This is a genomic window from Vibrio sp. 10N.237.312.B06 (assembly GCF_041464685.1).
In the GTDB taxonomy this organism is placed as follows: Bacteria; Pseudomonadota; Gammaproteobacteria; order Enterobacterales; family Vibrionaceae; genus Vibrio; species Vibrio tasmaniensis_A.
The window spans coordinates 1-25,212 of the sequence record NZ_JBFSPI010000076.1 but is presented as its reverse complement, the minus strand read 5'-3'; the positions used below and the strand labels follow the sequence as shown (position 1 = coordinate 25,212).

The 25,212-nt window shown below is 44.3% G+C and carries 23 protein-coding genes and 1 pseudogene; 8 read left to right on the top strand and 16 right to left on the bottom strand.

Annotated elements, in window-relative coordinates; all coding sequences use genetic code 11:
- Positions 1–133 precede the first annotated feature (133 nt).
- Positions 134–514 carry a hypothetical protein gene (locus tag AB6C75_RS17835; RefSeq protein ID WP_372108501.1) on the bottom strand — a complete coding sequence of 127 codons (381 nt, stop codon included), beginning with the start codon at positions 512–514 and terminating at the stop codon, positions 134–136.
- A 132-nt stretch (positions 515–646) separates the two neighbouring features.
- On the opposite strand from AB6C75_RS17835, the pseudogene AB6C75_RS17830 reads away from it, so the two are divergent.
- Positions 647–1,701, top strand: a pseudogene (locus AB6C75_RS17830) (tyrosine-type recombinase/integrase).
- A 124-nt stretch (positions 1,702–1,825) separates the two neighbouring features.
- On the opposite strand, the gene AB6C75_RS17825 reads toward AB6C75_RS17830, so the two are convergent.
- The 3 genes from AB6C75_RS17825 to AB6C75_RS17815 form a co-directional block, all read right to left on the bottom strand.
- On the bottom strand, positions 1,826–2,869 hold the full coding sequence (locus tag AB6C75_RS17825) for a GMP reductase (RefSeq protein WP_004731658.1): 1,044 nt from the start codon (positions 2,867–2,869) through the stop codon (positions 1,826–1,828).
- 866 nt (positions 2,870–3,735) lie between these two features.
- Positions 3,736–4,173: a PAS domain-containing protein gene (locus tag AB6C75_RS17820; protein ID WP_017081449.1), complete on the bottom strand. Its 438-nt coding sequence runs from the start codon at positions 4,171–4,173 to the stop codon at positions 3,736–3,738.
- A 1-nt stretch (position 4,174) separates the two neighbouring features.
- Positions 4,175–5,179: a response regulator gene (locus tag AB6C75_RS17815; protein ID WP_004731662.1), complete on the bottom strand. Its 1,005-nt coding sequence runs from the start codon at positions 5,177–5,179 to the stop codon at positions 4,175–4,177.
- Positions 5,180–5,281: 102 nt separating this feature from the next.
- On the opposite strand from AB6C75_RS17815, the gene AB6C75_RS17810 reads away from it, so the two are divergent.
- The gene (locus tag AB6C75_RS17810; protein WP_108123317.1) at positions 5,282–5,485 is read left to right on the top strand and encodes a hypothetical protein; all 204 of its coding nucleotides are present in this window, start codon (positions 5,282–5,284) and stop codon (positions 5,483–5,485) included.
- Between the two features lie 21 nt (positions 5,486–5,506).
- Here the strand turns inward: AB6C75_RS17810 and AB6C75_RS17805 are convergent, their stop codons facing one another.
- Entirely contained in the window at positions 5,507–5,752 is a 246-nt protein-coding gene (locus AB6C75_RS17805) for a hypothetical protein (RefSeq protein WP_029224334.1), read from the bottom strand.
- A 226-nt stretch (positions 5,753–5,978) separates the two neighbouring features.
- Between AB6C75_RS17805 and AB6C75_RS17800 the strand changes: the two genes are divergently transcribed.
- Positions 5,979–6,416, top strand: coding sequence for a Spy/CpxP family protein refolding chaperone (locus tag AB6C75_RS17800; RefSeq protein WP_017077465.1), 438 nt, complete (start codon positions 5,979–5,981; stop codon positions 6,414–6,416).
- A gap of 153 nt (positions 6,417–6,569) precedes the next feature.
- Here AB6C75_RS17800 and AB6C75_RS17795 read toward each other — a convergent pair whose 3' ends face one another.
- Positions 6,570–7,922 (bottom strand): MATE family efflux transporter, encoded by a 1,353-nt coding sequence (locus AB6C75_RS17795; RefSeq protein WP_108208047.1) that lies wholly within the window; start codon positions 7,920–7,922, stop codon positions 6,570–6,572.
- 100 nt (positions 7,923–8,022) lie between these two features.
- Here AB6C75_RS17795 and AB6C75_RS17790 point away from each other — a divergent pair, with 100 nt between their 5' ends.
- The gene (locus AB6C75_RS17790; protein ID WP_372108498.1) at positions 8,023–9,015 is read left to right on the top strand and encodes a LysR family transcriptional regulator; all 993 of its coding nucleotides are present in this window, start codon (positions 8,023–8,025) and stop codon (positions 9,013–9,015) included.
- Positions 9,016–9,057: 42 nt separating this feature from the next.
- On the top strand, positions 9,058–9,957 hold the full coding sequence (locus tag AB6C75_RS17785) for a DMT family transporter (RefSeq protein ID WP_372108496.1): 900 nt from the start codon (positions 9,058–9,060) through the stop codon (positions 9,955–9,957).
- Between the two features lie 182 nt (positions 9,958–10,139).
- On the opposite strand, the gene AB6C75_RS17780 is transcribed toward AB6C75_RS17785, so the two are convergent.
- A complete protein-coding gene (locus AB6C75_RS17780) occupies positions 10,140–10,556 on the bottom strand; it encodes a VOC family protein (RefSeq protein WP_372108495.1) in 417 nt (138 codons plus the stop codon).
- A gap of 380 nt (positions 10,557–10,936) precedes the next feature.
- On the opposite strand from AB6C75_RS17780, the gene AB6C75_RS17775 reads away from it, so the two are divergent.
- Both AB6C75_RS17775 and AB6C75_RS17770 read left to right on the top strand, forming a co-directional pair.
- The gene (locus AB6C75_RS17775) at positions 10,937–11,203 is read left to right on the top strand and encodes a DUF3081 domain-containing protein (protein ID WP_372108493.1); all 267 of its coding nucleotides are present in this window, start codon (positions 10,937–10,939) and stop codon (positions 11,201–11,203) included.
- 30 nt (positions 11,204–11,233) lie between these two features.
- Positions 11,234–11,854, top strand: coding sequence for a CIA30 family protein (locus tag AB6C75_RS17770; protein WP_372108492.1), 621 nt, complete (start codon positions 11,234–11,236; stop codon positions 11,852–11,854).
- A 158-nt stretch (positions 11,855–12,012) separates the two neighbouring features.
- Here AB6C75_RS17770 and AB6C75_RS17765 read toward each other — a convergent pair whose 3' ends face one another.
- Positions 12,013–13,038, bottom strand: a complete 1,026-nt coding sequence (locus tag AB6C75_RS17765; RefSeq protein ID WP_372108490.1) for a zinc-binding alcohol dehydrogenase family protein — start codon at positions 13,036–13,038, stop codon at positions 12,013–12,015.
- Between the two features lie 206 nt (positions 13,039–13,244).
- On the opposite strand from AB6C75_RS17765, the gene AB6C75_RS17760 reads away from it, so the two are divergent.
- On the top strand, positions 13,245–14,177 hold the full coding sequence (locus AB6C75_RS17760) for a LysR family transcriptional regulator (RefSeq protein ID WP_372108488.1): 933 nt from the start codon (positions 13,245–13,247) through the stop codon (positions 14,175–14,177).
- Positions 14,178–14,321: 144 nt separating this feature from the next.
- On the opposite strand, the gene AB6C75_RS17755 is transcribed toward AB6C75_RS17760, so the two are convergent.
- The 8 genes from AB6C75_RS17755 to AB6C75_RS17720 all read right to left on the bottom strand — a co-directional run bounded on the left by AB6C75_RS17755 (position 14,322) and on the right by AB6C75_RS17720 (position 24,930).
- Positions 14,322–14,708 carry a hypothetical protein gene (locus AB6C75_RS17755; RefSeq protein ID WP_372108486.1) on the bottom strand — a complete coding sequence of 129 codons (387 nt, stop codon included), beginning with the start codon at positions 14,706–14,708 and terminating at the stop codon, positions 14,322–14,324.
- Positions 14,709–14,860: 152 nt separating this feature from the next.
- Positions 14,861–15,625: a Fe(3+) dicitrate ABC transporter ATP-binding protein FecE gene (fecE, locus tag AB6C75_RS17750; RefSeq protein WP_102250277.1), complete on the bottom strand. Its 765-nt coding sequence runs from the start codon at positions 15,623–15,625 to the stop codon at positions 14,861–14,863.
- Between the two features lie 2 nt (positions 15,626–15,627).
- Positions 15,628–16,599: an iron chelate uptake ABC transporter family permease subunit gene (locus AB6C75_RS17745; protein ID WP_372108484.1), complete on the bottom strand. Its 972-nt coding sequence runs from the start codon at positions 16,597–16,599 to the stop codon at positions 15,628–15,630.
- Entirely contained in the window at positions 16,599–17,654 is a 1,056-nt protein-coding gene (locus tag AB6C75_RS17740; RefSeq protein ID WP_372108482.1) for a FecCD family ABC transporter permease, read from the bottom strand. The genes AB6C75_RS17745 and AB6C75_RS17740 overlap by 1 nt, the downstream gene beginning before the upstream one ends.
- Positions 17,651–18,628 carry a Fe(3+) dicitrate ABC transporter substrate-binding protein gene (locus AB6C75_RS17735; RefSeq protein ID WP_372108480.1) on the bottom strand — a complete coding sequence of 326 codons (978 nt, stop codon included), beginning with the start codon at positions 18,626–18,628 and terminating at the stop codon, positions 17,651–17,653. The genes AB6C75_RS17740 and AB6C75_RS17735 overlap by 4 nt, the downstream gene beginning before the upstream one ends.
- Before the next feature lie 87 nt (positions 18,629–18,715).
- The gene (locus AB6C75_RS17730) at positions 18,716–20,839 is read right to left on the bottom strand and encodes a TonB-dependent receptor family protein (RefSeq protein WP_372108478.1); all 2,124 of its coding nucleotides are present in this window, start codon (positions 20,837–20,839) and stop codon (positions 18,716–18,718) included.
- A 223-nt stretch (positions 20,840–21,062) separates the two neighbouring features.
- Entirely contained in the window at positions 21,063–23,096 is a 2,034-nt protein-coding gene (locus AB6C75_RS17725; protein ID WP_372108476.1) for a TonB-dependent receptor, read from the bottom strand.
- 640 nt (positions 23,097–23,736) lie between these two features.
- The gene (locus AB6C75_RS17720) at positions 23,737–24,930 is read right to left on the bottom strand and encodes an acetate/propionate family kinase (protein WP_372048982.1); all 1,194 of its coding nucleotides are present in this window, start codon (positions 24,928–24,930) and stop codon (positions 23,737–23,739) included.
- Positions 24,931–25,212 lie beyond the last annotated feature (282 nt).

Here is a 25,212-nt window from a genome sequence, read left to right as displayed (position 1 = left end):
AGTGCTCTCAACATGAAAGACTCAGGTTAAACCTATTGATTTAAAAGAGAAAAGAAGTTCATTTCGGTAAATCGACCATCGATTTCGGAAACACACCGAAAAGTGGATGATTAAAACCGAAATGAGTGGTCGGTCAAAAACGGATTTGGTGGTCGATTAAAACCGAAATAGGCGGTCGGCTAGCTCCGAAATATGCAGGCTCCCCACCAAACAATAAGATATACAACTTCCGCTCTTGATACGTCCCCACTACATAGTGGTCTTTTTGTATCACGTATTCGATAGTTTCGGCTTCCTCATCAGTGCACAGATACTTAATATCGACCAGCTTCACCCACTTCAAGCCGATCACGTTTTCAGCTTCTATAAACCCACCAAATGGCGCCGTAAAACGGTTACCAAGCTTCAATAACGCATCAATCACCCCTTGGTTCTTCTTACTAACTCCAATTGGACCATCACTGTTGATTTTGAAATGACTATAGCCAGCAGTCACATGAATTGATTGATACATAGCAAAACCTATTAACTTTCTTAGCACTTTGAGAAAGGTGTCTAACCTGTGCCTTTTATCCAATATAAAACATTGTTCTACGTTTTAGCTCGATTTATACTGTTTTTATATACAGTTATTTTAGGCTTTATTATGTCTATCCGCAATTTAAAAGATGGCTCTACCAAACCTTGGATCTGCGAATGCTACCCAAATGGGCGAGCAGGAAAACGCGTTCGTAAAAAGTTTGCTACAAAAGGCGAAGCTAAAGCCTTTGAGCTTCACACGATGAAGGAAGTTGACGATAAGCCCTGGATGGGAGACAAACCAGATCATCGAAGACTCTCTCAACTTATCGAGCTTTGGTACTCACACTATGGTGCAACACTTGCCAATGGCAGTGTCATTCATAGTAAGTTTCTAAGAATGGCTAACGCGATGGGTAACCCTATAGCGACAGTTTTCAATGCAAAAACATACTCTGAATTCAGAAGTAACCGAATGAATGGACAAATTAGCTTTGTTGATGCGCGCTGGCAAAAAGGGGCGCCTAGTATCGCAACGCTAAACTCGCTCGATTTAAGGCAATGTTCGGCAAGTTAAAAGAGATTGGGGAGTGGAAAGGACCAAACCCATTGGAAGAAGTGAAGCCATTTAAAGATCACGAACGCACTATGTCTTTTCTTCATAAAGAGCACATTACTTTGTTACTTGAGCATGTGTCTAAACACAGCCGAACAGATATGCAAAAAATAGTGAAGCTATGCCTAGCCACTGGAGCTCGCTGGAATGAAGCTGCTCAGCTGAAAGGCGCTCAGTTAAGCATATATAAGGTTACGTTCACCAACACCAAGACTAAGACTAAGACTAAGACTAAGACTAAGACTAAGAAGAATCGCTCTGTACCCATCTCAGAGGAGCTTTACAACGAGATATACAAACCAACCTCAGGGAAGCTCTTTGAAGAATGCTACACACCTTTCTGCTACATATTGAAGAATAAACTGGGCATCACCCTACCCTCAGGGCAAGCCTCCCACGTTTTGCGTCATTCGTTCGCAAGTCACTTTATGATGAATGGCGGCAATATTTTAGTGCTAAGGGACATTCTAGGCCACGCAGATATCAGCATGACAATGCGCTATGCTCACTTCGCACCTGATCACCTATCTGAAGCAATTATCCATAACCCTCTTTCTAACCTGTAACCTGTCGCCACAAAATTTTTTGCTCGGCTGTCGCCACTTTGTCGCCACTTGCCAAATTTCAGGTAAAAAAAGAGCCACTCTAAAGTGGCTCAATTCTTAAAATTTTAAACAAGTGTTTTAAACGTTACTCTTTACCGAATACATTGTTTTCTTGCTCTTGTACACGGATGAAAGTCGTACGCTTAGTTAGCTCTTTAAGCTTTGCTGCGCCTACGTATGTACAAGTTGAACGTACACCACCAAGGATGTCAGAAATCGTGTAATGAACTGAACCACGGTATGGAAGTAAAACAGTTTTACCTTCCGCAGCACGGTACTTAGCAACACCACCTGAGTGCTTGTCCATAGCCGACTGTGAAGACATGCCGTAGAACTTCATGTATTGCTTACCGTCTTGCTCTACAACTTCACCGCCTGACTCAGAGTGACCAGCTAGCATCCCGCCTAGCATTACGAAGTCAGCACCGCCGCCGAACGCTTTAGATACGTCACCCGCACATGAACAGCCACCGTCACCGATGATCATGCCGCCAAGGCCGTGTGCCGCGTCGCCACACTCAATGATTGCAGAAAGTTGAGGGTAACCTACGCCTGTTTTAACACGTGTAGTACAAACAGAACCAGGGCCGATACCAACCTTAACGATGTCTGCGCCAGCTAGAATTAGCTCTTCAACCATGTCACCCGTTACAACGTTACCCGCAGAGATAACTTTAGTCGGGAATTCTGCACGTACTTTCTGTACGAACTCAACAAGGTGCTCTGAGTAACCGTTAGCGATATCGATACAGATGAATACAAACTCTTCGCTAAGAGCCATGATCTTCTTAACTTTCTCGAACTCAGCTTCAGAAGTACCCGTTGATACAAATACGTTGTTCAGTGTTTTCTTGTCTGCTGTTTTAGCGAACTCAGCCCACTGCTCTACTGTGTAGTGCTTGTGTACTGCAGTCATAACGCCGTGCTCTGCTAGAGCAGCTGCCATTTCAAAGCTTGCTACCGAATCCATGTTCGCTGCAATTACTGGAGTACCAGACCATTGACGACCGCTATGCTTGAATGTAAAATCGCGGGTTAATTCAACTTGAGAACGGCTTTTAAGGGTAGAACGCTTCGGACGGAAGAGTACATCTTTGAAACCTAACTTAAGTTCTTGTTCGATACGCATGGTGTTTTCCTTGATTCATAAAATTATGTGTCTCTCGCGAAATGCGTAGTAAAACCGTTGGCAGACGAGTTTACTTTTCTTCGGACACAAAAAAACCGGAGCGTTGGCAGACGCTCCGGTTTTCAGCATTATAGGTCGTGATTTAGTAACAGCAAGTCTGATATTTCACTTTTTTTTATGCTATCCTCTCAAAGATTCCATATCCGCTAAAACTTCCTCAGTTACACTTCCCAACTAAATTCTTATTAATTAATAACTTAGCGAACCATTCGCGCAAACGCTGTTGGTTTATTGCGCAATCGTTTTCCTTCATATTTCACGCAATATCGCCCTCACAAAGCAAATATGTGAAGAAAGTGCCTCGAAATCACATAAAAACCACACTTTTCTCCAACAAAAAAATGCCTTTTTTCTTAAATAAATTCGTTTTTTTTCTAATTTTTATCTGTTTTTGACCAAATTGGCCAATCTCATCACCTTGTCAGTTCGCCTCAATTTGGAAAAGCACTGTGCCATGGGGCCGATTTATAGGTCGAGATTCACTTGGGTTTGAGAATCCAGCCCTCGCACTCCATTAAATAATGCTTTGAAGCTCAAACTTTATAAATCTAATTTCTATTAACCCGTAGCATTACCGTTCCAAAAGCACATTTCGTGGCTGCCCTTTCGTTCATTTAACCAGGAACATTCAGCAAAGCGCTTAGTAAAAGAGGATTGGTTGACGTGAAAAACTAGGGGAAAGATTAGATTTGAAGAATAGAAAGCAAAAAAATGGCTAAAGTGGTTAACCTTAGCCATTTTTATTCGCTGATCAGACTGATACTAATACGCACATAGAAAAGTGCTGTTTAGTGAATAGAGCAGTGCTAGTTCTTTTGAGAGACTAACGCTTCAGCGGTAGCATCTTGAATAGATAAGAACAATGAGTTGACTTGCCCTGTTGGTGAGCGCATTGGGTTTAGCGTCACGTTCTGGTACATGAAATCGGCTTGTTGAGTTACAGGGCGAACATTGCGGCACTTAAACAGATAAGGCCTTTGTTGCCATGTAATGAAGCTGCGGCAACCTAGGTCATAGACTGGCTTGGTTTTCAGCCTAAACCACTCTTCTGGGATCTCAGGAAATAACTCAAAGATCGACTTACCGATCGCATCATGCGATTGCTTACCGCTATGGTGCGTCATGAAGCCATTCCAAACTTGTACCTGAAAGTCACGGTTGATGACCACCAGTCCCATATCGACGTTTTGAACCATGTCCACCATCCAGTGGAACTGTTCAAATTCAGCAGGAAGATTCAACATATTAAAACTCCTCCATTAGGTAGGCCAATTTGTTGTCTAGAAGAGGCAGAGACTCATCAACGAACATAAACAGAAGGTCACAACGGATAGAAGTGCCATCGATGTTGTAGCTGACTTCGAAAGTCATGGTCTTCTTAAATGAACCACTGGTATTTTCAATCACAGAATCAATCGAGATGTGTTGACCTAGCAGTACAGGAGAGCTCTGGAAGAAACGAACTTCTGACTGCTCCCCTAACCCATTCAAGAATGAGCCGACTAAGATGTTCGACACATCCATCAGTAGCTCTAACTCTTCTAGCTGCTCGCTTTCAGTTGGTACCTTCATGAGCTTTTTAAGGTCGCTCACGCTGGAATCACTCAACAAAACTAATGCTTCGCCTGCAATGCCTTCTCCGCTAAAACCTTGGCAAACACCCGACACTTGGTCGTTGTCGGCTAGGTCACGAAGTGCCATGTGCAATTCACTCACTTCGAAGATGTTGACGTTCGGCAGTGGTAAATGGACAAATACATTAAAGTGACGAGCCAGTGCATCAGCTGCACGGCCTATCGCAACGTTCGCGACTTCCATATAGATATCGCGTCTGCGAAGTATTGGCAGTTCGAGAGCGGTTGGAGTAATGATCTGAGGCTGTTTTGGCGGCTCAACATGCTCACGTAAAATAGCTTTTAGCGCTTCTTTATCGATTGGCTTTTGTAAAAACGCTTTGGCGCCGAGATCCAGTACCTTCTGTTGTGCTTTTGGTTGTATGTCACCCGAAACAACGACAACAGGCGTGGTATCACCCAAACGTTGCATCTCTTCCAATGTGCCATAGCCGTCTAATTCCGGCATGGTGAGGTCGAGGAACATCAATTTAAATTGGTTTTGAGCGAGCTCTTCAAGTGCATTAAGCCCATGAACAGCAAAAGTTATATCTGCATTTAGAGAACTAGGCAGTGATCGAGCCATCTGCTTCCTTGCTAACGCAGAATCATCACATATAAGAACTGGGAACGACATAAATGCACCACCGACAAATTAAAGCTAATTCGGACGAGTGTAACAGAACATTATAGTATCAGGTACGGGGTGAATGAATTTATGTGTAGATTATTAGTAAGAATGATGGAACAAGCAGATGAGCTATTATCTGGCATTATTCTTCATGAAAAACAATATGCTACAAAGGTAATAACCGTTCATCATTATAGAGTAATAGCACTTTTTTATGGAACAACAGCGCTAGTTTATGAAATGACAGCCTTAATAAGTGAGTTTATTAAGGCTTGGTTTGCTCATTCATTTATCGGCTTTATGCAGCAATGATAAGAGACGTAGTGTGAAGAACTAGAACTGGTATGAAGGCCATAAGATCAGTAAAGCGAAACGTATAACCACAGCAAACACCAATAAAGCGATACCCAAACGATACCATTTGTATTCCGCGATACTCATTGGAATACGCTTATAAAACATCGTAATCACGCCCTTCCAATCACTACTGCGTCTTCCGTACTGCATCATGCTCATCAAAACAAACAGTGCGCCAAGCACTAACATTCCTTTTTCAGCCCAGAACAATCCAACTTCCATTTGTGTATTCCTTGATAAAACGGTGAGCAACTCAAATCATTCTAGTCACCTTTACGCTCAGTTTCTGTAAGACCAAGGTCTAACCCACTCTCTACTTACTTGAAGGTACTTATCTGAACGAATTTAAGTGAACGTAAATCGCTGAGCACACTTAACTGAACAGCGTGTTCATATCGAGTTCAGCTTCGCCATCTATACTCATGTTTCCACTAACAGGAGAAATTCAATGAAATCACTGAAAAAGTCACTTTGTGTATTAACTGCTTCAGCTCTACTCGTTACTGCTCCGTTTGTGAGTGCTTCATCACCACAACAACCGCCACAGCCAGCAGTGAGCCCACTGCAAATGGTTATTGCTTCTTTAAACCTAAGTGAAGCACAACATGCGGAAGTCATCTCCCTTGTTGAAGGCTACCAATCTGATAGAACACAGATTGACATGGATAGCGCGATAGAACTCAAGAAGAAACAGATCAGCCTTGTGACTCAACCGGATTTCAATGAAGCCGAGATGGGAAAGATCATCGACACCGTTCAAGCAACCGAGAAGTCGATGGTGATGCAAGAGATGCGTCTTAAAAACAACATTTATAATGTGTTAACTGAAGAGCAGAAAGAGCAATTCAAAACCATGATGAAGTCTGCGCTCTCTGGTGGAAAGTAGTCTGGCAATAAATCGTCTGGTAGACAATAGCTGCCCCTAATCCTAATATTGATTCTTCCCCCTCCCCCAAAAGGGAGAATCTGAATAGACAACAAAAAGCCGCAGTCATTATGATGACTGCGGCTTTTTTGTGTTCAGTACACCATTAGCAAATCACGTATAAGCATGATTCGACAAATCTGGAGATTGGTTGTTCTTTTGGATGACACGCATCAATTGGATAAGCAGCAGAATACCTGTCACGCCCAAACCAACGCCAATTCCACCCCAGATCCCTGCCAATTCAAATTTTGGCATCAAATACCAAGCAGCAGGTAAGCCAAATACCCAGTAACCGATAGCAGTCATCACCGTTGGCATGGAGACAATCTTCATCCCTCTCAACAAGTTAATTGCCAGTAACTGCCAAGCATCAACAATAAAGCACAGCGCGACAACCCAGATAACAGAAGCCAATAGTGAAGTCATCGCGCCAGTGCCGTCGTCTAGCTTAAAGAGAGAAGCGATCATTTCGGGCCATATGATGAACACAGCCGACAAAGCAACGCTCAACACCGACACCAAGATAAAGCTGAGAATCGAGGTTCTTTTGATCCCTTCGTAGTTTCCCGCACCGAAATCACGCCCCACCAAAATCGCCGCAGCTTGTGAGAAACCGAAATTGAAGTTCCAAGTAAAACTCAAGCATTGAAGCAAGATTTGGTGCAGTGCCAACGAGGCAATACTGATCGTGCCCGCCATCAAGGTGCCACCGTAAATAAGGCCATGTTCAAGTAATGCTGCTAATCCGATAGGTAAACCCATCATTAAAAGCGGACTCATCAACTTAATTGAGTACTCTTCTGTGTTTAACCAAGGGGCGAACTGCCTGAATTCGTCACGTTTGAATACCCAAACCGTGTATCCAACCATCACGATAAATGCCGCGATAGCCGTACCTAGCCCTAATCCCGTTAAGCCCATGTCTAATTGGAAGGTTAAGAAGTAGCTGACTGGCACATTCAGAATTACGGTGATAATAGACATCACCAGAATAGAACGCACATTGCCAAACGCGCTGGTTAAGCCGCGAAGCACCAATAAGATGAGCGAAGGCAACATCACCCACTTCAAGGCGTGTACATATTCCATGGCTAAAGTGATCACTTCTGGCGGCTGTTTGGCTGCTTCTAATACCAACGGAGCAAACCAGAAGCTGGCCATTAAGGTCACACTGAGCACGAATGCCAACATAGTTGCGCCTTTCACAGCCAATCTAATTTGAGTGTTACCAAACTCAGGGCGAGCGACGCGCTGACCATAAGCAATCGCAATCAAGTTGGCGACACAACCCACAGTGCTGCTCGCAATAATGAAGATGAAAAAGTAGATAGAGGCGCCTAAGCCACCAGCCGCAAGGGCTGACACACTGATACGCGACATCATCCAAACATCGGTAAGGACTAACGCCATAGAGATCAGCTGTGAAATGATCAAAGGGAATGCAAGAGTGAGTATTTTTTTCATGAGCGCCTCAGGTAATTTCGCCCAAAATACGATCGATGAGGCTGGCGTTCAATTGATAAATTTGCGACTCTAACATTCCATAAACTCATGCGAACGAATTATGACCCCATATCCTAGCTTGCCATCCTCACATAATGGCTTAAAAGCGTTTGAAGCTGCGGCAAGGCTGATGAGCTTTACTCTGGCTGCCGAAGAGCTGCATGTGACACAAAGTGCAATCAGCCGACAGATCAAACAGCTTGAAGATGAGTTAAACGCATCACTGGTTATTCGTAAGCATCGAGCGATTGAATTAACGGTACAAGGTCATGATTTGTATGTGGCTTTGCGAGAAAGCTACGGTAATATCGAAGCTGTTATCGCCTCTTGGAGTGAGCCCAAGCAGAAGCGTATTGTGATCAAAGCGACTCTGAGTTTCGCGACGCGAGTATTGATCTCTAAAGTACGGGAATTAAACGAGCGTTATCAAGATCATGAAATCGTCATAGTTCCTGTAATTGAGGAAGACGAATCGATTAATAGTAGTGAGTATGATCTACTGATCTTCCACACGCGCTTCAAAAGGCGCTATGACAAAGCACCTGGCATCACCTTCTTGCGTGAAGAGTTTATGGCACCGGTATGCTCGACTAGCTTAACTAATTCGACCAACTTAACGAATAAAGACACCGACCTCGATTCGATCTTAACCATGCCACGGTTGCACCCGACCTTAGATCATCACGACTGGAAAGTGTGGTTGGCCGATGTTGAATTCCCACCAAAGAAACCCGTCAGAAATACCAGTTTCTTGTCTTTGGATATGGCACTCAGTGCTTGCTTGTCGGGTGAAGGGGTCACGGTGACGGATTTACTGTTGGTTTTGCAGGATCTACAACGGGGCTTCTTGTACTGCCCTAAGGATGCAAAGATTCAACACAGTGCTTGGACTTACTTCATGCACCAGCGTACACACACGCCTATCATCAATGACCTTATTGAGTGGCTGAGGGAAGAGACAGCAAAAGAGATCGAGTTGCTGAAATCACTCGCACAGCAATATCAGTGGTTTGGTGTAATAGAGCAAGACAAAGGCTTTGGTCGACTCTCTTAAATTAAGCTATGATTCCCCTTCCCTCACCCGATTGATATTTTTATGCCTTCTTTCTCTGTTTCAATGATCCCTGTTGGGGTTAGGTTCATGATCCTCTCCGCTTTTGGGTTCGCACTGATGTCTGCTTGTGTGAAATACATCAGCAACTACGGTATACCTGTATTTGAAATTGTTGCAGCAAGGGCATTGGTCTCTTTGATCATCAGCTATATCGATGTGAAACGAAAAGGCATTTCGATCTGGGGTAATAACAAACCACTCTTGTTTGTACGTGGTGCTGTCGGTACTGCGGCGTTAATGTGTGTTTACTACGCTGTCACCACCTTGCCATTAGCAGAAGCAACCATTCTACAATACGTACATCCCGTGTTTACCGCGTTGCTTGGCGTGTTGTTCCTCAAAGAGCGCGTGCAAAAGTCGACCATGATCTGCATAGCATTCTGCCTCGCGGGATTACTAGTGATGGTACAACCGAGCATGAACAGCGGCATAAACAGCGAGTTACCCATGTTCAGCATTATGGTGGCGTTATTGGGCGCGTTTGGTAGCTCAATTGCTTATGTAATTGTGAGAAAGCTTAGCCAAACTGAAGATAGCTCGGTGATCATCTTCTATTTCCCGCTGGTTGCTCTTCCAATCTCAACAGCCCTGATCTGGAACGACTTTGTATGGCCGAGCTTATTCTTAACCGTTATGTTGGTTCTGGTCGGGATTTTCACTCAGATAGGCCAATACGGTTTAACCAAAGCGATGCAAACTCAAGCTGCCGGTAAAGCTTCGGCTTACTCATACGTTCAAATCGTATTCTCAGCGCTGTTAGGCGTGTGGATCTTCAATGAGATTCCATCAGTTTGGACTTACCTAGGTGGTGGCCTGATCGTAACAGGAGCCTTGATCAATGTGTTTGGCAAACAACTGTTAGTAGCGTTTAAGGCTAATTAGCTAAGTAAGCGACTAAGCGACTAGCAGAGTAAATATCAGCTAGCCAATCAGCTAATAGATATAAAAAGGGCATTGCGGAATATTCCACAATGCCCTTTTCTGTGAGTCTTCCTAGCACCCTTTCTTAGACGTTTTATTTCGAACAATCTTGCTCTAGTACACCAACTCGATTGCGAGTTCTACTACGTGGCATTACGCACCTTGGGATCATCACTCAAGTACTCTACAAACTCGATTTCAAAGCCCGCAGGATCAACAAAGTAAACGTTTTTGCGATAAGGTTCTTCAGCTCCAGGTTTGGCAATAGGGAAACCCGCATCAATAAGGCGCTCAATCACGCTCTCGATATTGTTGGTTACATAAGCAAAATGCGCGAGACCGACAGAATGCCCAGCCAAATCTCTGTTTTCTCCTTCACCGTGATCGCTCAACGCAATGTATTGGTATTCATCACCAAAATGTAGCCAGTTACGTGGCTTGCCAGACCATTCGCCTTGCCCTTCATCACGAACATACCAATGAGGGAAAGCTGCTTTATAGAAAGTCAGCATCTCTGGGATATCTTTAACCACTAAATTTACATGTTCAAGTTGGATCATTCTTCTCTCCTTAAAGTATTCTCTTAAGCAACGTTGCATATCCTAATACCTCAAGTTAAGTTGAGGTAAAGAACTAATTTACGTTTATTTTCGAGAACGTCTTTAGAGTCCAAGTTGTTCTGCTTTGACTACATACAAACTGTAAGTTTAGACGACCTAATCCAATGTAACTCTCTTGCCTCGTATTATGTTCTTTGTACTTAATGACAGTGACTTTATGGGAGGTGTTCTCTCCAAACCACACCTCCCACAAAGTGAACCGATGAAATGGATGTTGTATACAGGCCTCCACTCAGTGATCGCAATGCAGAGCCAAACCGTAGTTAATTGAAATACAAGCACTTAGCATTTTTTAGTCGACTGCGTAGCGGGAGTGATACATGGACAGCAGAATTACCATCAAAGAATTTCTCAGAGTGTTCGATTACCTTCGTTCAACGGGCGAACAGTTGGACAATAAATATCAAATAGGTGAGATGTTTGCTTGGCACGATTACGACGGTTACACCTGTTGGCTAAGCTACAGAGACGTTACGGTAACCCTGATGTTTCATGGTTCATTAAAAATCGAATACGACAAAGCGTCGAACTACGAAGACTTCATCAACCATTGTCTGGCTATGCTTGCTACAGAGCCTTCTCCGTAAGTACGAAAGGTCAACACGCCCTAACAACTAATGGAGAAAATCATGCACGAAACTGACTTTAAAACGCACTTACTGCGCAAACGAATCGCTTCTTTGTGGCTAATACTCAGCCTTTCTTTTTTATGGTCTCAAGTATCTGTAGCAGGAATAGATATGATTGATTTTACACAAGCAAACGAACAGAAGAATTGGACAGCGACCAACGACAATGTGATGGGCGGCATCTCAACAGGCGGTCTTATTCATGATGGCGAGACGAGTCAATTTAAGGGCGAACTATCGTTAGAGAACAATGGTGGCTTCAGTTCAATCAATCGCTCTGTTGAAACACTAAGCTCTCAAACGGACAGCGTAGAGTTGACGTTTGTGGGTGATGGTCGTACTTACCAATTAAGGTTCACAACGTGGATAGATGGAAACAGGACCAACTACAAGCACAACTTTGAGACAATTAAAGGTGAACAACTCAAGAAAATCTTCCGACTAAACGACTTTCAAGCGGTGTTTAGAGGTCGGTTACTCAACGAAGCTCCGGGGCTTAAAGCTCAAGACATTAAACAGATCGGCTTTTTGATTGCAGACAAACAGCCTCTGCCCTTCGAGCTAAACTTACTTCAGATTCAATTCAAAACCTCTCAAGAAACGGAGTAACGCTTTGTTGAAATAAGGTAAAGTCTGAATAAACCACAGACAAACAAAAGCCCCTGATATCTTACCGATTCGCGATAGATATCAGGGGCTTTCTATTCAAGCGTTCAAAAGATCAATGTTTCAAACCGTCAAAGATCTAAATCATTAACTATTAATATTTAATATTTAATGGCTGTTTTTCCAATCGACGTACTGCTTTCAATACGTTGGTGCGCATCTTTCAGAGTCTCAACACTAAAGCCATTCAATGTGGTGGTAAGCGTCGATTTAATGCGGCCTGCATCAATCAAGTTCGCAGCTTGGAATAAGATGTCTTGTTGCTTCTGGATATCGTCTGTGTTGAACAGTGAACGTGTAAACATTAGCTCCCACACAAAACCGACAGACTTACCTTGAAGCGCCGACAGATCAATTCCACCATCGAACTCCACAATCGAACTGATCATGCCTTGTGGTGCAATCAGCTCCACCATCGACTCCCAGTGCCCTTTGGTATCCGCAACATTAAAAATGTAATCGACATGCTGGATGCCTTGCTCACGTACAGACTCAACCAAGTTACGGTGATTCACCACATGGTCTGCACCCATATCCCTTACCCACTGCTCGGTTTCAGGTCTTGAAGCCGTCGCAATGACAGTCAGGTTAGTCAGTTGGCTCGCCAATTGAATCGTGATTGAACCTACGCCACCAGCGCCACCAATGATCAGAATCGACTTTTGCTCTTCAGGACGAACACGTAGGCGATCGAACAACGCTTCCCACGCAGTGAGTGTCGCTAGCGGCATCACAGCAGCAGCTTCATCAGAAAGGCTCTTTGGTGCTTTCGCCGCAATACGGTAATCAACGGCTTGGTATTCCGCGTTAGCTCCCATGCGAGTGACGTCACCAGCGTAGTAAACACGGTCACCTAATTCAAAACCTTCAACGTCAGAACCTTTGCCAACAACTTCGCCGACTGCGTCATAGCCCAGCACTTTAGGTTGTTCGAGTGTTTTATCCTTAGCATTACGAATACGAATTTTTGCGTCAGCAGGGTTGATAGAAGTCGCGCTCACTTTTACAAGCAAGTCATTATTTTTTAGTTCTGGCAGACTCGTTTCAAACTCAAATAAACTGTCTTGCTCTGTAATCGCAAATGACTGAGTAAATCCAATAGCTTTCATTTTTGATGGTACTGACATTGTGCTTTCTCCTTGAATTAGACGAGTTAATCTTAGTCAATTCTCACTCTAGATAAACCGTCTAACACTTGAATGATTTTCAAATATATTTTGATAATTAAGCGTATAAAGTTAGCTTAGAAGAGGTAAATAAGGGTTAACCCGCTTTGTGATTAGCAAAGATTTCAATACAATGTTTAGAACATTATCAAACACAGGTAGATAAGATGCTTCTTGAAGACTTACAGGTCATTTTAAAAGTGGCGGAGTTTCGCAGCATCACCGCAGCAGCCACCAACCTAGACATGCGTACTGCAACCGCGAGTGCTGCCGTCAAACGAGTTGAAGCCGCACTAGGCGCTGAACTGTTTGTAAGAACCACTCGCCATTTAAGGCTCTCTTCAGCAGGCGAACGCTATTTACCTGAGTGTGAGCAGGCCTTGAAAATATTAGAGCAAGCCAAGCTCAGCATGCGCGAAGAGCTTGGTATTCTCGATGGAGAAATCCGCATTGCGCTTTCATCGGATCTAGGCCGCAACCTCATCACACCTTGGTTAGATGAGTTCTTGCTTGAATACCCTAAAGCATCACTTAGAACGAGCATCAGTGACAGTAATATCGATTTTTACCGTGACTCCGTTGATATGGCGCTTCGCTATGGCTCCCCTACTGACGCCAACATGTATGGTTTCAAGATCTGCGATGTGCCGAGAATATTGTGTGCGGCTCCTGAATATTTGGCTGAAATGGGAACACCAAAACACCCGAATGACTTAGCTCAGCATAATGGTTTGCTTTATCAGCTACATGATATGTTGCAAGACGAATGGGTGTTTAACGATGGTAAGCAGGAGCACAAAGTGAAGCTGAAAGGGAATCGTGCATCGAACGATGCTGACCTTGTTAGACGTTGGTGTGTTGCCGGTAAAGGCGTGGCGATAAAGTCTTGTTTAGATATGTCGAAACATTTGCTTTCTGGCGAAGTGGTTAAAGTTATGCCTGAATTTAAACCAACACCAACCGAGTTGTGGTTAGTCTGCCCTAGTCGTCAATCCATCACACCAACGGTTCGCTTATTAAGAGATTTATTCCGCGAGAAAACCGCAGAGATCCTTTCTCAATTGGGAGACCAAGGTATTCTAGAAAATAAAGCATCATAGGATCTAATGCTGCTTAGAGATAAGACGCAGAGATACAAAAAAGGCGTTAGTGAACTTTGAAGCCACTAACGCCTTTCTTCATTTGAACATCACCCTGTATTAATGGATGTATCTACATTAATACTAATACTTAAATGCGAGTGCTTAGTTTGACTCTTCTTCAACATCGCAATCAGCACAGCACTGAAGCGCAATTTCATGTTCGAAGGTGATTGTATCTTGGCCTTCTTCTAGAAGTTCTGCAATTTCATCCGCGACTTCTTGCTCATCATCAGCTTCAATTCCGCTCGCTAACTCTTCTTCTGAATAACCGAAGAAATTCAGTAATAGATACTCGCGAGCTTCGTCTTTGGTACAAACCACATTTGCTGAAAGATCAGGCGTAACTTCACCTTCCGAAAGTGTCTTTGTCACTTGCTCTAGAGCAGTATCTTTCATCGCAGGCGTTAACCAACCAAGATCAGTACTTACTGTCGTTTTTTTACAGTCGAAGCAAGGTAGTTGGTGAAAGTAGTATTGAAAGGTAGTCATAGGTAATTTCTTCTTTAAGTGTTGTATAGCGAGATTATGCGCGTTTTATAGCAAAATACTATCTCAATCAACACCAAAAATTGATTCGCTCTGATTATTTTAACCAGATGCACAGCAAGCCATACTGACAACTTTAATCATCGGCTATTTGCTTAAATCGCCACACACATCGGCGTATTGGATATAGGGTCACGAAATACGCTCGCTTTGAGATCAAAAACATCATTCAGCAATGTCTCGGTCATGACCTCATCGGGGGTGCCTTCAGCCACTAAACCACCTCTTTCCAAAACGATTAAATGATCGCAGTAACGGCTCGCTTGGTTCAGATCATGGAGCACAACCACCACCGTTTTTCCCTTGTCATTCATCTGCTGCATCAAGTTCATTAATTCAACTTGGTGAGACATATCAAGATAAGTGGTCGGTTCATCCAACATCACGACATCTGTGTCTTGCGCTATTATCATCGCTATCCATGCTCTTTGACGCTGCCCACCCGACAGTGACTCAATCGGTTTATCAGCAAACTCAAGTACGCCGGTATCATGCATTGCTTGTTCGACAATAGCTTGGTCTTCTTGCCCTAACCTTCCCCAATGGGACACATAAGGAGAACGGCCATATTCAACCAGTTTTCTGACCGAAATGCCTTCAGGGCTGACCAATATTTGCGGCAGAAGCGACAACGAACGCGCGAGCACTTTATCGCCATAGCTCGACAACGGTTTGTCTTCAAATAACACCTCTCCTGTCACCGGCTTATTGATCCTGACTAACGTCTTTAACAAGGTAGATTTACCACATCCATTGGGTCCAATTAAGGCTGTGATTTTTCCCTTTGGGATGGACACCGAAAGGTTCGGTATGATCGTTTGTTTGCCGTACGCGACGGAAAGATTTTGCGTTTTTAGCATGGTTACCAACCTCGATAACGATAGAGAAGAAAGATGAAATAAGGCGCGCCAATGACAGAAGTAAGTACCCCTGCAGGTAATTCAATCGGTGGTTGTAGACCTCTTGCCAAGCCGTCGGCACAAGTAACCAGAATCGCACCCACCAGAGCAGACGCCGGGATTAACAACTTATGATTATGCCCAAACAACAAGCGCGCTAAGTGAGGTGCTAATAAACCCACAAAACTGATCGTTCCAGCCACTGAAACGCTGACGCTGGCAAGCAACACTGCGGCCAATAGTGCAAGAGCTTGTATCTGTTTTGGCTTAGTACCCAATGTGGTGGCACTTTCCTCACCAAGCCCCATCACATCCAATCGCCAAGCAAGCCAAAATGCCATTGGCAACAACAAGAGCAATGCTCCCCAAATAAAGGGAACTTGCTGCCAATTTCGTCCCCAGAGGCTGCCGGTTAGCCATACCATCGCAGTGTTGATCTCGATGGGGTTAGTGACAAGCAAGAAGTCGATGCAACTCGCCAGAAACGCACTCACTGCAATACCACTCAAGGCCAACTTGGCGGGTGTTGGCCTTGACCACCATGCCAATAGCGCAATCAACCCAGCAGCCAATACCCCACCGAACATCGCCACCACAGGCAGTACGCTAACTGCCGCATTAGGGAACCACACTAAACTCGCAGTCGCAGCAAGCCCTGCCCCAGCGCTAATGCCCATAAGATCAGGCGATGCTAACGGATTACGTATCACGCCTTGTACTAATACGCCGGATAGCCCCAACCCTGCGCCCACGCTTATCGCGAGTAACATACGTGGTAGCCGATACTGATGGATAACAAAGTCGTCACTGGAAAAGGCGACCAAATGTTCGATGACTTGAGGAATGGAAAGTGACGCCGCGCCGACAAACAAACCCGCGGATGCCACTAATATGAGAACCCCTGATAACAAAACTATCTTAGTGTGATGGTGCATTAAGATCTCCTCGTCGCAATCAAAATAAAACAAGGTGTCCCAAGTAGGGCTGTAATAACACCAACGGGCGTTTCAGTCGGGAAAGCGATCGATCGTGACAACGCATCTGACCAAGACACTAATGCTGCACCTGCCATTGCAGAGATAGGAATCAGTAGATGGTAATTGTGCCCAACCATGGGCCGAACCAAATGAGGAACCAGCAATCCTACAAAACCAATGGGACCAGCAATAGCGACACTGGCACCCGCAAGCAACACGATAGCCAATCCACTCATGAGGCGAGTAAGCCGGATATTACTGCCCAACCCCACAGCCACTTCTTCACCAAGCGCCAATAAGTTGAGGTTACGAGCAAGGCTAACAGCCAACACCAAACCAATCACTGCTGGCGGCCAAAGCTGTTGCCACTGTCCCTCATCCACGCTAGACAATGAACCGGTAAGCCAATGCAGCACGCTATAAGCCATATCATCAGCTAGAATCAACGCTGCTCGAGTTAACCCAATCAATAAAGCAGTAATGGCGATACCCGCTAAAACCAAACGTAACGGATGAGAACGTTCGGAGAAGAAGCCACCGAGAAGCATCACAGCGCCACCGCCTAGCAATGCACCAAGAACGGCATTAAGGATCGGGTTTAAATCACTCACCACAGGTATGCCTATCGCAGCTAAAGCCATAAAACAGGCTGCGCCAGCGTTAATACCTAGAATTGATGGAGACGCAAGTGGGTTACGTGTTAATCCCTGCATCAACAGTCCGGCGACGGCTAAGCTTGCACCAATCAATAACCCAGCGTGAGCCCTCGGAGCTCTTAGTGTCGCCAATATTTGATGAGTCATATTGCTCTCATCAAACGCAAACCAATAGTGAACTAAGTCACTCAATGTTAGGGAGAAATTCGACCAACCTAGCATAGAGGCCACGTAACCAGACATCGCCAAACACGATACTAAAGCCGTAAATAACATGACTCGCCACGACACTAATACCGTAAGCCACGACACTATAAGCGAACGTCGCTTACCTCTAGAGAGCAACATCGAACTCATGAACGATCCAAGATCTGCTCTAGATTTTTCGCCATTTGTTCTGCGGCCAACATGCCTCGATTCAATGACCATAGTGCTGGTGACACTTCTACCACTTGTTGATTCTTCGCGGATGTTAATACATTAAACAGTGGGTTTTTCTGCCAATCATCAACGATATTTGGATCTGAGTAAGCACCAAGGAGCAACCAATCAGGATTTGTTTTCAACAACAACTCAAAGCTGGTTGGCAAGTACGCATTGTCTGTCGGTTCCATTATTGGGCTAGCAATACCTAATGTGGTTAGTACACCTCCGGCATACGAAGCAGGGCTATGTAGCCACATTCCTTTTTCCGACACAACTGCAAATTGGACAGTTTGTTTAAGCGAGAAATGACTTTTAAATTCCACCATGGCTTGTTGATGTTGGTGAATTCTTTGTTCCATTGCCGATTGCTTATCGAGGGCGATACCAACCTTAAGCGCAGATTCCAAATTCTCTTGATAAGTCTCTCCACGGCTTTTGAGCAGCAGAGTTGGTGCGATTCGCTGTAGATCTTGATAAACCGTACGATGACGCTCTGCATCGGCAATGATCAGGTCGGGCTTTAATACCGCAATAGCTTCTAGACTAGGCTGCGAACGCATCCCAACCGATTCCCATGGTTGCACTAATTCACGCACCGCCGGAATCACTCGCGAAGTATCATTGTCATCGGCAACACCAACCGGAGACACGCCTACCGCAGCTAACGCATCGACAAATGAGAACTCCAACACCACAACTCGTTGCGGGGTAGTCGCTATCTCAAACTGACCTTGCTCATCTTGAATGATCCTCGTTTTTGCTGAACTGGAGAATGAGAACAAGCTTAAAGCCAACAAAGCTAAGGTTATCGCTATCCTGCTGAATAAAAAATGCCTTTTGAATGACAGCAGTCCGTTCGGCAGCAGCCATTGATTTGAAAATAAAAGTCGAGAACTGTTTTCCATATTTACTTTTCCTTAAACACTAGAACCGTGAAAGTCGCCAATAATATTGGCGACTTATATTCGTTATTATTTTTAATCAATTACCGATTAGAACTGATAGTTCAGATCCAAAGTGTATGAACGCCCTGGCGCTGGATAGCGGCCAACCGGACTGGTATCAATACCGCGGAAGTAGTAGTCCTCAGCAAACAAATTGTTCACTGCAACATTCATGCGTAACTTACTGTTTTCATCTTTATACAAGTCTGAGCCTAGGTTTAAGTTCCATACCATGTAAGCAGGTACTTTGCCTTTCGCACCCAATGCATCTTCAGCACTGGTATTGGCATTGTCAGAATAAGACTCACTGAAATAGTAACCTGATAAGGTCGTATCTACCCGGCTAAAGGCGTAAGTCGCATCCCAGCTAAGCTGATGCTCGGATGTGTAAGGAAGTTGCTTACCTTTGCTTGCACCTTCTGCCTCTATCGTCGCATCCAAATAGTTATAACCCGCGCCTAAACTCAGAGCTTGCATAGCCTGCGGAACATAACGACCTGAGAGCTCAATACCTTGATGAAGCGTTTTACCAATATTGTCAAAGGTCTGTGTTCCGCTTTGCCATTGGAGTTGGTCTTCAAAGTCAATGCGGTAGAGCGCGACATTAAAGCTAGTTGAGTCTTGATTGTAACGAGCTCCCAACTCGTAGTTCCATGCTAGCTCACTGCCCTCTTCACCCTTGCCTCGGATGTAAGCGATTTGTGGTGCGCGCAAAGATTTCTGCGCATTGGTGTACCCAACCCATTGCTCAGTTAAATGGTATGCCACGGTTAAGCCCGGCAACCACTCGGTCACTTTGTTGTCTGTACTCTGTACTTTACCTAAATCATTAAAGGTCATATCAATCGATTCGTAACGAATACCCGGAGTAACCTTTAGCACGTCGTTAAACAGGCCAACTTCATTGCTGATGTAACCTGCGAAAGCATCGGTATTCAAGTTCCAATCACGTGGTATTTTTGTTACCCCACCAGCAATTGGCGTTTGCGTTAGCTTGTAATCGATATCTTCATTTACATAGCGAGCACCTACAATCAAGTTTTGCGTCACCGTATTACCGTCAAAGTACATCGCTAACTTAGGTTCCACACCATAAACAGCGAACTCACGTGGTGAGGTGCGAATATCTGTTGATGGTAATGCTGGATCAGCCCAGTGACCGCCTGCGCTATTAAAGCCCCATTGGAAGAAACGCTCAGAGTGGTGACCGAATGTCAGAACCTCTAACTCTGCGCCATCTGCAATATTCAAATCATGCAAATACTTCAGGCTCCAACGTGTTGATGTGCCTTTGTATTCGTCATATGGTCGCTTCGATTGAGTACGATCTTTCTGGTAATCTTTTGGCGATAAAGCGCCCGGCATTTGGGTATCTGCATCGTAACGCTGAACGAATGCTTGTAGCTCCTGGGTATCGCTGAGTAACCATTGCAACTTCGCTTGGAAGTTTTTTACATCTGTATCTGAATGATCGCGGAAACTTTCACCTTTTAGGAAGTTACCTTCCACTTGAAGTGCCAGCGTATCGGTTAACCAACCACCCGTGCGTAGGTAAAAGTCATTAAGCGGTGTATTACCATCTTCAAATACCGTAAAGCGATTACTGATTTCCGTTTGCCATTGGTGTGGAATAGGCTTAGTCACCAAGTTGATCACACCACCCACGTTGTTTGGCCCATACTGCACAGCCGCACCACCACGTACGATATCAATTCGGTCAAGCATAGATAGCGTTGCTGGGAAAATAGATTGTCCGGTATGACCATAAGGCGCAAGAGTCAGTGGTACACCATCCATTAGAAATTGAGCATGACCACTGCGGCTCGCTTTCAAGCCGCGCACCGAGATGTTAGGCAATACACCCGTGCCCGTTTCGTCTTGAACCTTAATGCCCGGTACACTTTGAAATGCTGAATCAATAGAGAGTGCGCCAGTCTTTTTAATTTGTTCGTTAGTTAGAACGGTACGCGCTCCCGGATACTCTTTCACATCTTCTAATTCTGAATTACCGATCAAGCTGCCCGTCACGACAACCGTTTCCATGGTCGTCGTTTGCGGATCAGACGCAGCGAATGCACTCATGGAAGTCACTGAAGCGATGGCTGTTGCAAGTACGGTCAAGCGCAGTTTATGTTGCGCGTGGGGTTTACCATCCAAATTCTGGTAAGGCATGAAAATCTCCTAAGTAGGCAAATTAGGGTCAAAGGCTGTGCTTTTAAGTTATACCAACGCTTTGACCCATGGGGCTAAACGACCTCAAAATGAGGCCAACTGTTCACTCACTCGTAGCGAACAAATCAATAGTTTTTCAGTTGAAATAGCTTTTAGTCACGTACTAGCTCTTAGAAACGTAATAACGCTTAAAAATTAACGACTCTTAGAGCTGAACTCGCTTTTAGAACTGATAGCCGTAGCTGAGCATGAATTCAGCTGGCGCTCCGTAACCAATCTGGTTAGTACCCGACTTACCACTGGTTGCCCCAAGAATGTATTTCTCGCCAAGTACGTTATAAGCGTTCGCTTGAACTTTGTGACGACCCGAGGTGTACGCTGCCATCAAATCAACAGTGGTGTAATCACCTAATGCGACGGCTTCATTGTTACCTGCGTAGCGGTCCCCTACGTATTTCACACCACCGCCCAAACGCCAGTTTTCGTATAATTGGTAAGTACTCCAGAATGAGAACAGATGATCGGATACATCATTCGGCTTTTTACCTGTATCTTTATCTTCTGCATCTAAGTAGCTATAACCAACTGAAATATCCCACAACTCTGTAATCTGACCGCGAGCTTCCAGTTCAATACCTTGGTGACGTGCTTCAATCTTATTGATAACGTCGCCATTAATATTGGTTTGTGGTTGTTCTTGATCAATTTGGAAAATAGCGGCATTGAGCATCAAAGCGTTATCGAGTAAGTAAGCTTTCGCACCCACTTCTTTTAGATCGGTATGGAAGAATTCAGCCAGTTTAGGGTTGATATAAATACCGGAGTAAGGCAATTGCCACGAACGAGCTAAGCTTGCGTATACCGACATATCGTTGTTGATACGATAGACCAAGCCACCACGGTAGCTCACTTTGTTATCATCTAGCTTCTCTTGGGCTTTCCCGGCTTTTTGCTGCTCAAGTTCCATAGAGTCATAGCGCACGTTACCTATCACCGATAGATCACCCAAGGTGTAAACGTCTTGAAGGTAGATACCCGTCGTCGTTGTGTTATCACGGAAAGGCTTGAAACCCGGATCAGGCGTTGCTCCTACGACGGGGTTATAGATGTGTTTCGGAGGTAAGGTTTTATCGCTTGCTAGCGTTAAATCGATATTGATCTGGTTATAATCCGCACCAATCATCATTTGGTTAGAATCGGTTTCCCACACTAATTCGGATTGCATCGTCGTTGTGGTTCGAGGGTCATAACCGAAATTGTTCACGGTTTGAGAAACTTTATCTCCCGCCACAGTACCTTGACGCGTGCCCTTTTGCTCAAGTTCGATATGATTGTATGCCGCTCGGTTTGTCCATACCCACTCGCTATTCAAGCGCCACTCATAATTAATGCCAACACGCAGGCTATCGGACTCTTGATAATCGTTAGTGCCACCGTAGAAAGAACTCTCAGAGACATCGACAGGTTTGCCATTTTTGGATGGAACACCACGATATGGCACCAGCTCTTGGTGTGCATATTCGACATCTAAGTCAACGGTATGCCCTTCAGCTGGCAGCACTCGAATGGTTGGTGCAATAAAGAAATCATTAGAATCGACATGGTTTACATACGAATCAGCCTGTCGGTGTTCCAGGTTAATACGTCCATTGACCTTATCTGAAAACGCCATTGAGCTATCCACCTGCCCTACAAATTGGCTGTTACTGCCAACACTGCCGTTCACATTGGTAAAATTGTCGCCATTCGCTCGCTTGGTGACTAAGTTAATGATGCCGCCAGCAGAACCCCTACCATACAGAGCACCTGCAGGGCCTTTTACCACTTCAACACGCTCAATATTGGATAGGCTTCGATACGACTGTAAAGTTCCATCATCACGCATGCCATCACGATACATGTCATTCAGTGCATCAAAGCCACGAATAACGAACTGATCTCGACTGCCTTCACCTAAGGTATTATTGACACCAGCAACACCATCAAGAGCATCCACTAAACGGACCGCACCACGGTCTTCCATCTCTGTTTTAGTGACCACTGATACGGCTTGTGGGACATCGAGCCATTCGACATCCGTTTTGGTACCCGATTGCGGCATGTGCTCCGCGTAACCTTCGTACTGATGACCAATAACTTGCACGGTTTCATCCACCGTTACTTCTTCTGAAGCCATTGCATTCGACACGGTAGCCACTGTGGTTAATGCACCTCCAATTGCCAAAGCGAGGGGGGTGAAAGCCAATCTAACGTTCATATTCTAATTCCGGTTTAGTTTATAAATCACAATTAACGCGAATAAGAACAAATATCATTTATATTTGCAATATATATTTTGCCGCCTACCCCTCCAGCACGATATGCAACATTGCTATTTACAAAATAATGAATAAAAACAAAATCATAAAAAGAACAAGCCTCTTAAAACATTGGATAATGTCGTATAAAAGTAGGTAAAAACGAGGTTCGACGGTTGGGAATACTCAGAAAAAAGACTTTTCGACAAAGAGAAATAATGCAAATAAAGAAAGGTTTGAGCAAGGTAACGGATGGGGTTAATACCCTTTAGTACGGTGTGCCTATTAACTGGTCACACCTCAAAATAAGGTTCAATAATTCAAGACAACAACGGAAATGCGACTGGAGTTATTGCATCTACAAAGAACCTAGCTTAGTGGCTTATGTTGACTAACAAGTATGACTAGCAAAGAAACAATTCCATATTCTCATAATTTTGCGTTCTCGCAGAAACGGTAATTAAATTAACGAAGGTCTACCTGAATAGAGATGATGATTAGCGTGTAGTTTCATGTAAGGGACCCCGAACAAGAAACAAAAAAGCGAGCCACCAGGGCTCGCTTTCAAATCGTCTATATTTACTTAAACAGTTACTTAAATTACAGAAGCTCTACCGACTGTTGAGCAATTACGAACTCTTCGTTGGTTGGAATAACCATTGCTACTGCGTCTAACATCTCTGATTTAGCGATGATACCTTCTGCGCCAAAGCGAGCGGCTTCATTGCCTGCTACGTCTTCAACAAAACCAAGAATCTTAAGGTTGCTTAGGATCTCACGGCGAATTGGTAGAGAGTTCTCACCGATACCACCAGTGAAGATGATGCCGTCTAAAGAGTCTAGCGTTGCAAGGTAAGAAGCAACGTATTTAGCAACGCGGTAAGTAAACACCTCGAAAGCAAGCTTAGCGCCTTCGTGGCCCTCTTCCATCGCTTCTAGAATGCCACGAGCATCGCTCGTAAGACCAGACACGCCAAGGAAACCAGACTCCTTGTTTAGAGAGTTAAATACTTGCTCTTGTGACCAACCTTTCTTTAGTAGGTACTCGATGATACCAGGGTCTAAGTCACCACAACGTGTGCCCATCATAAGGCCAGAAAGCGGTGTGAAGCCCATTGACGTATCAACACTGTTACCGTCTTTGATAGCACATACAGATGCACCGTTACCTAGGTGAACAGAGATGAAGCTAGCTTGTTCAACTGGCTTGTTGACCATTTTGGCAGCTTCACGGCTAACGAAGTAGTGGCTCGTACCGTGGAAACCGTAACGACGAACACCGAAGTCTGTGTATAGTTCTTTTGCGATTGCACCAGTAAATGCACGTTGTGGCATTGTTTGGTGGAAAGCCGTATCAAATACAGCAAATTGAGGTAAAGAAGGGAAAGCTTCAATCGCAGCGCGGATACCAATAGCACCTGCAGGGTTATGAAGTGGAGCTAGGTCAGATAGGCTCTCAATCTCACTCGTTACTTCTTCAGTAATTCGAACCGTTTGAGTGAACTTCTCGCCACCGTGAACGATACGGTGACCAATAGCCACTATATCAGCAGTGAAGCCTAGATCTTCCATCAAGCCTACCAACTTGCCAATGGCAATTTTGTGGTGGTTACCCTCACCTTGAATAGCAATTTCTGTTTTCTGACCTTGATACTTCCAGCTCATACGAGCATCTTCAAGACCAAAACACTCCCCTAAGCCACTCAATACGGCTTCACCAGAAACAGAATCAATAACAGCAAATTTTAGGGATGAACTACCCGAGTTAATAACCAGAACAAACGAATTAGACATTGGATATGGATCCTGTTTCAGTACGAATTGGATGAAGTGTTTACTTCAATTTTAGTTAAGCCCATTATTCAATAATTTTTGAATCTTTCAACTTTTGTTTTGTAAAAAGCACCAAATGAACACAATTAAGTTGATCTGAGTCATTAGTTTATTTATTTCGAGAGCAAAATTAAAAAATAGTTGAATATAAAAGCTGGCTAATAAACTAAGTAAAGGACTGATCACACTAGGGCGTGTTGACCTTTCGAGGTTAAATTTTGTTCGAGATAAAAGCGTTTTAAT

What these genes read in the sequence shown, in the direction of transcription:
- AB6C75_RS17835 (WP_372108501.1), bottom strand. Translation starts at nt 514, where the DNA reads ATGTATCAATCAATTCATGTGACTGCTGGCTATAGTCATTTCAAAATC.
- AB6C75_RS17825 (WP_004731658.1), bottom strand. Translation starts at nt 2,869, where the DNA reads ATGCGTATCGAACAAGAACTTAAGTTAGGTTTCAAAGATGTACTCTTC.
- AB6C75_RS17820 (WP_017081449.1), bottom strand. Translation starts at nt 4,173, where the DNA reads ATGTTGAATCTTCCTGCTGAATTTGAACAGTTCCACTGGATGGTGGAC.
- AB6C75_RS17815 (WP_004731662.1), bottom strand. Translation starts at nt 5,179, where the DNA reads ATGTCGTTCCCAGTTCTTATATGTGATGATTCTGCGTTAGCAAGGAAG.
- AB6C75_RS17810 (WP_108123317.1), top strand. Translation starts at nt 5,282, where the DNA reads ATGATGGAACAAGCAGATGAGCTATTATCTGGCATTATTCTTCATGAA.
- AB6C75_RS17805 (WP_029224334.1), bottom strand. Translation starts at nt 5,752, where the DNA reads ATGGAAGTTGGATTGTTCTGGGCTGAAAAAGGAATGTTAGTGCTTGGC.
- AB6C75_RS17800 (WP_017077465.1), top strand. Translation starts at nt 5,979, where the DNA reads ATGAAATCACTGAAAAAGTCACTTTGTGTATTAACTGCTTCAGCTCTA.
- AB6C75_RS17795 (WP_108208047.1), bottom strand. Translation starts at nt 7,922, where the DNA reads ATGAAAAAAATACTCACTCTTGCATTCCCTTTGATCATTTCACAGCTG.
- AB6C75_RS17790 (WP_372108498.1), top strand. Translation starts at nt 8,023, where the DNA reads ATGACCCCATATCCTAGCTTGCCATCCTCACATAATGGCTTAAAAGCG.
- AB6C75_RS17785 (WP_372108496.1), top strand. Translation starts at nt 9,058, where the DNA reads ATGCCTTCTTTCTCTGTTTCAATGATCCCTGTTGGGGTTAGGTTCATG.
- AB6C75_RS17780 (WP_372108495.1), bottom strand. Translation starts at nt 10,556, where the DNA reads ATGATCCAACTTGAACATGTAAATTTAGTGGTTAAAGATATCCCAGAG.
- AB6C75_RS17775 (WP_372108493.1), top strand. Translation starts at nt 10,937, where the DNA reads ATGGACAGCAGAATTACCATCAAAGAATTTCTCAGAGTGTTCGATTAC.
- AB6C75_RS17770 (WP_372108492.1), top strand. Translation starts at nt 11,234, where the DNA reads ATGGAGAAAATCATGCACGAAACTGACTTTAAAACGCACTTACTGCGC.
- AB6C75_RS17765 (WP_372108490.1), bottom strand. Translation starts at nt 13,038, where the DNA reads ATGTCAGTACCATCAAAAATGAAAGCTATTGGATTTACTCAGTCATTT.
- AB6C75_RS17760 (WP_372108488.1), top strand. Translation starts at nt 13,245, where the DNA reads ATGCTTCTTGAAGACTTACAGGTCATTTTAAAAGTGGCGGAGTTTCGC.
- AB6C75_RS17755 (WP_372108486.1), bottom strand. Translation starts at nt 14,708, where the DNA reads ATGACTACCTTTCAATACTACTTTCACCAACTACCTTGCTTCGACTGT.
- fecE (WP_102250277.1), bottom strand. Translation starts at nt 15,625, where the DNA reads ATGCTAAAAACGCAAAATCTTTCCGTCGCGTACGGCAAACAAACGATC.
- AB6C75_RS17745 (WP_372108484.1), bottom strand. Translation starts at nt 16,599, where the DNA reads ATGCACCATCACACTAAGATAGTTTTGTTATCAGGGGTTCTCATATTA.
- AB6C75_RS17740 (WP_372108482.1), bottom strand. Translation starts at nt 17,654, where the DNA reads ATGAGTTCGATGTTGCTCTCTAGAGGTAAGCGACGTTCGCTTATAGTG.
- AB6C75_RS17735 (WP_372108480.1), bottom strand. Translation starts at nt 18,628, where the DNA reads ATGGAAAACAGTTCTCGACTTTTATTTTCAAATCAATGGCTGCTGCCG.
- AB6C75_RS17730 (WP_372108478.1), bottom strand. Translation starts at nt 20,839, where the DNA reads ATGCCTTACCAGAATTTGGATGGTAAACCCCACGCGCAACATAAACTG.
- AB6C75_RS17725 (WP_372108476.1), bottom strand. Translation starts at nt 23,096, where the DNA reads ATGAACGTTAGATTGGCTTTCACCCCCCTCGCTTTGGCAATTGGAGGT.
- AB6C75_RS17720 (WP_372048982.1), bottom strand. Translation starts at nt 24,930, where the DNA reads ATGTCTAATTCGTTTGTTCTGGTTATTAACTCGGGTAGTTCATCCCTA.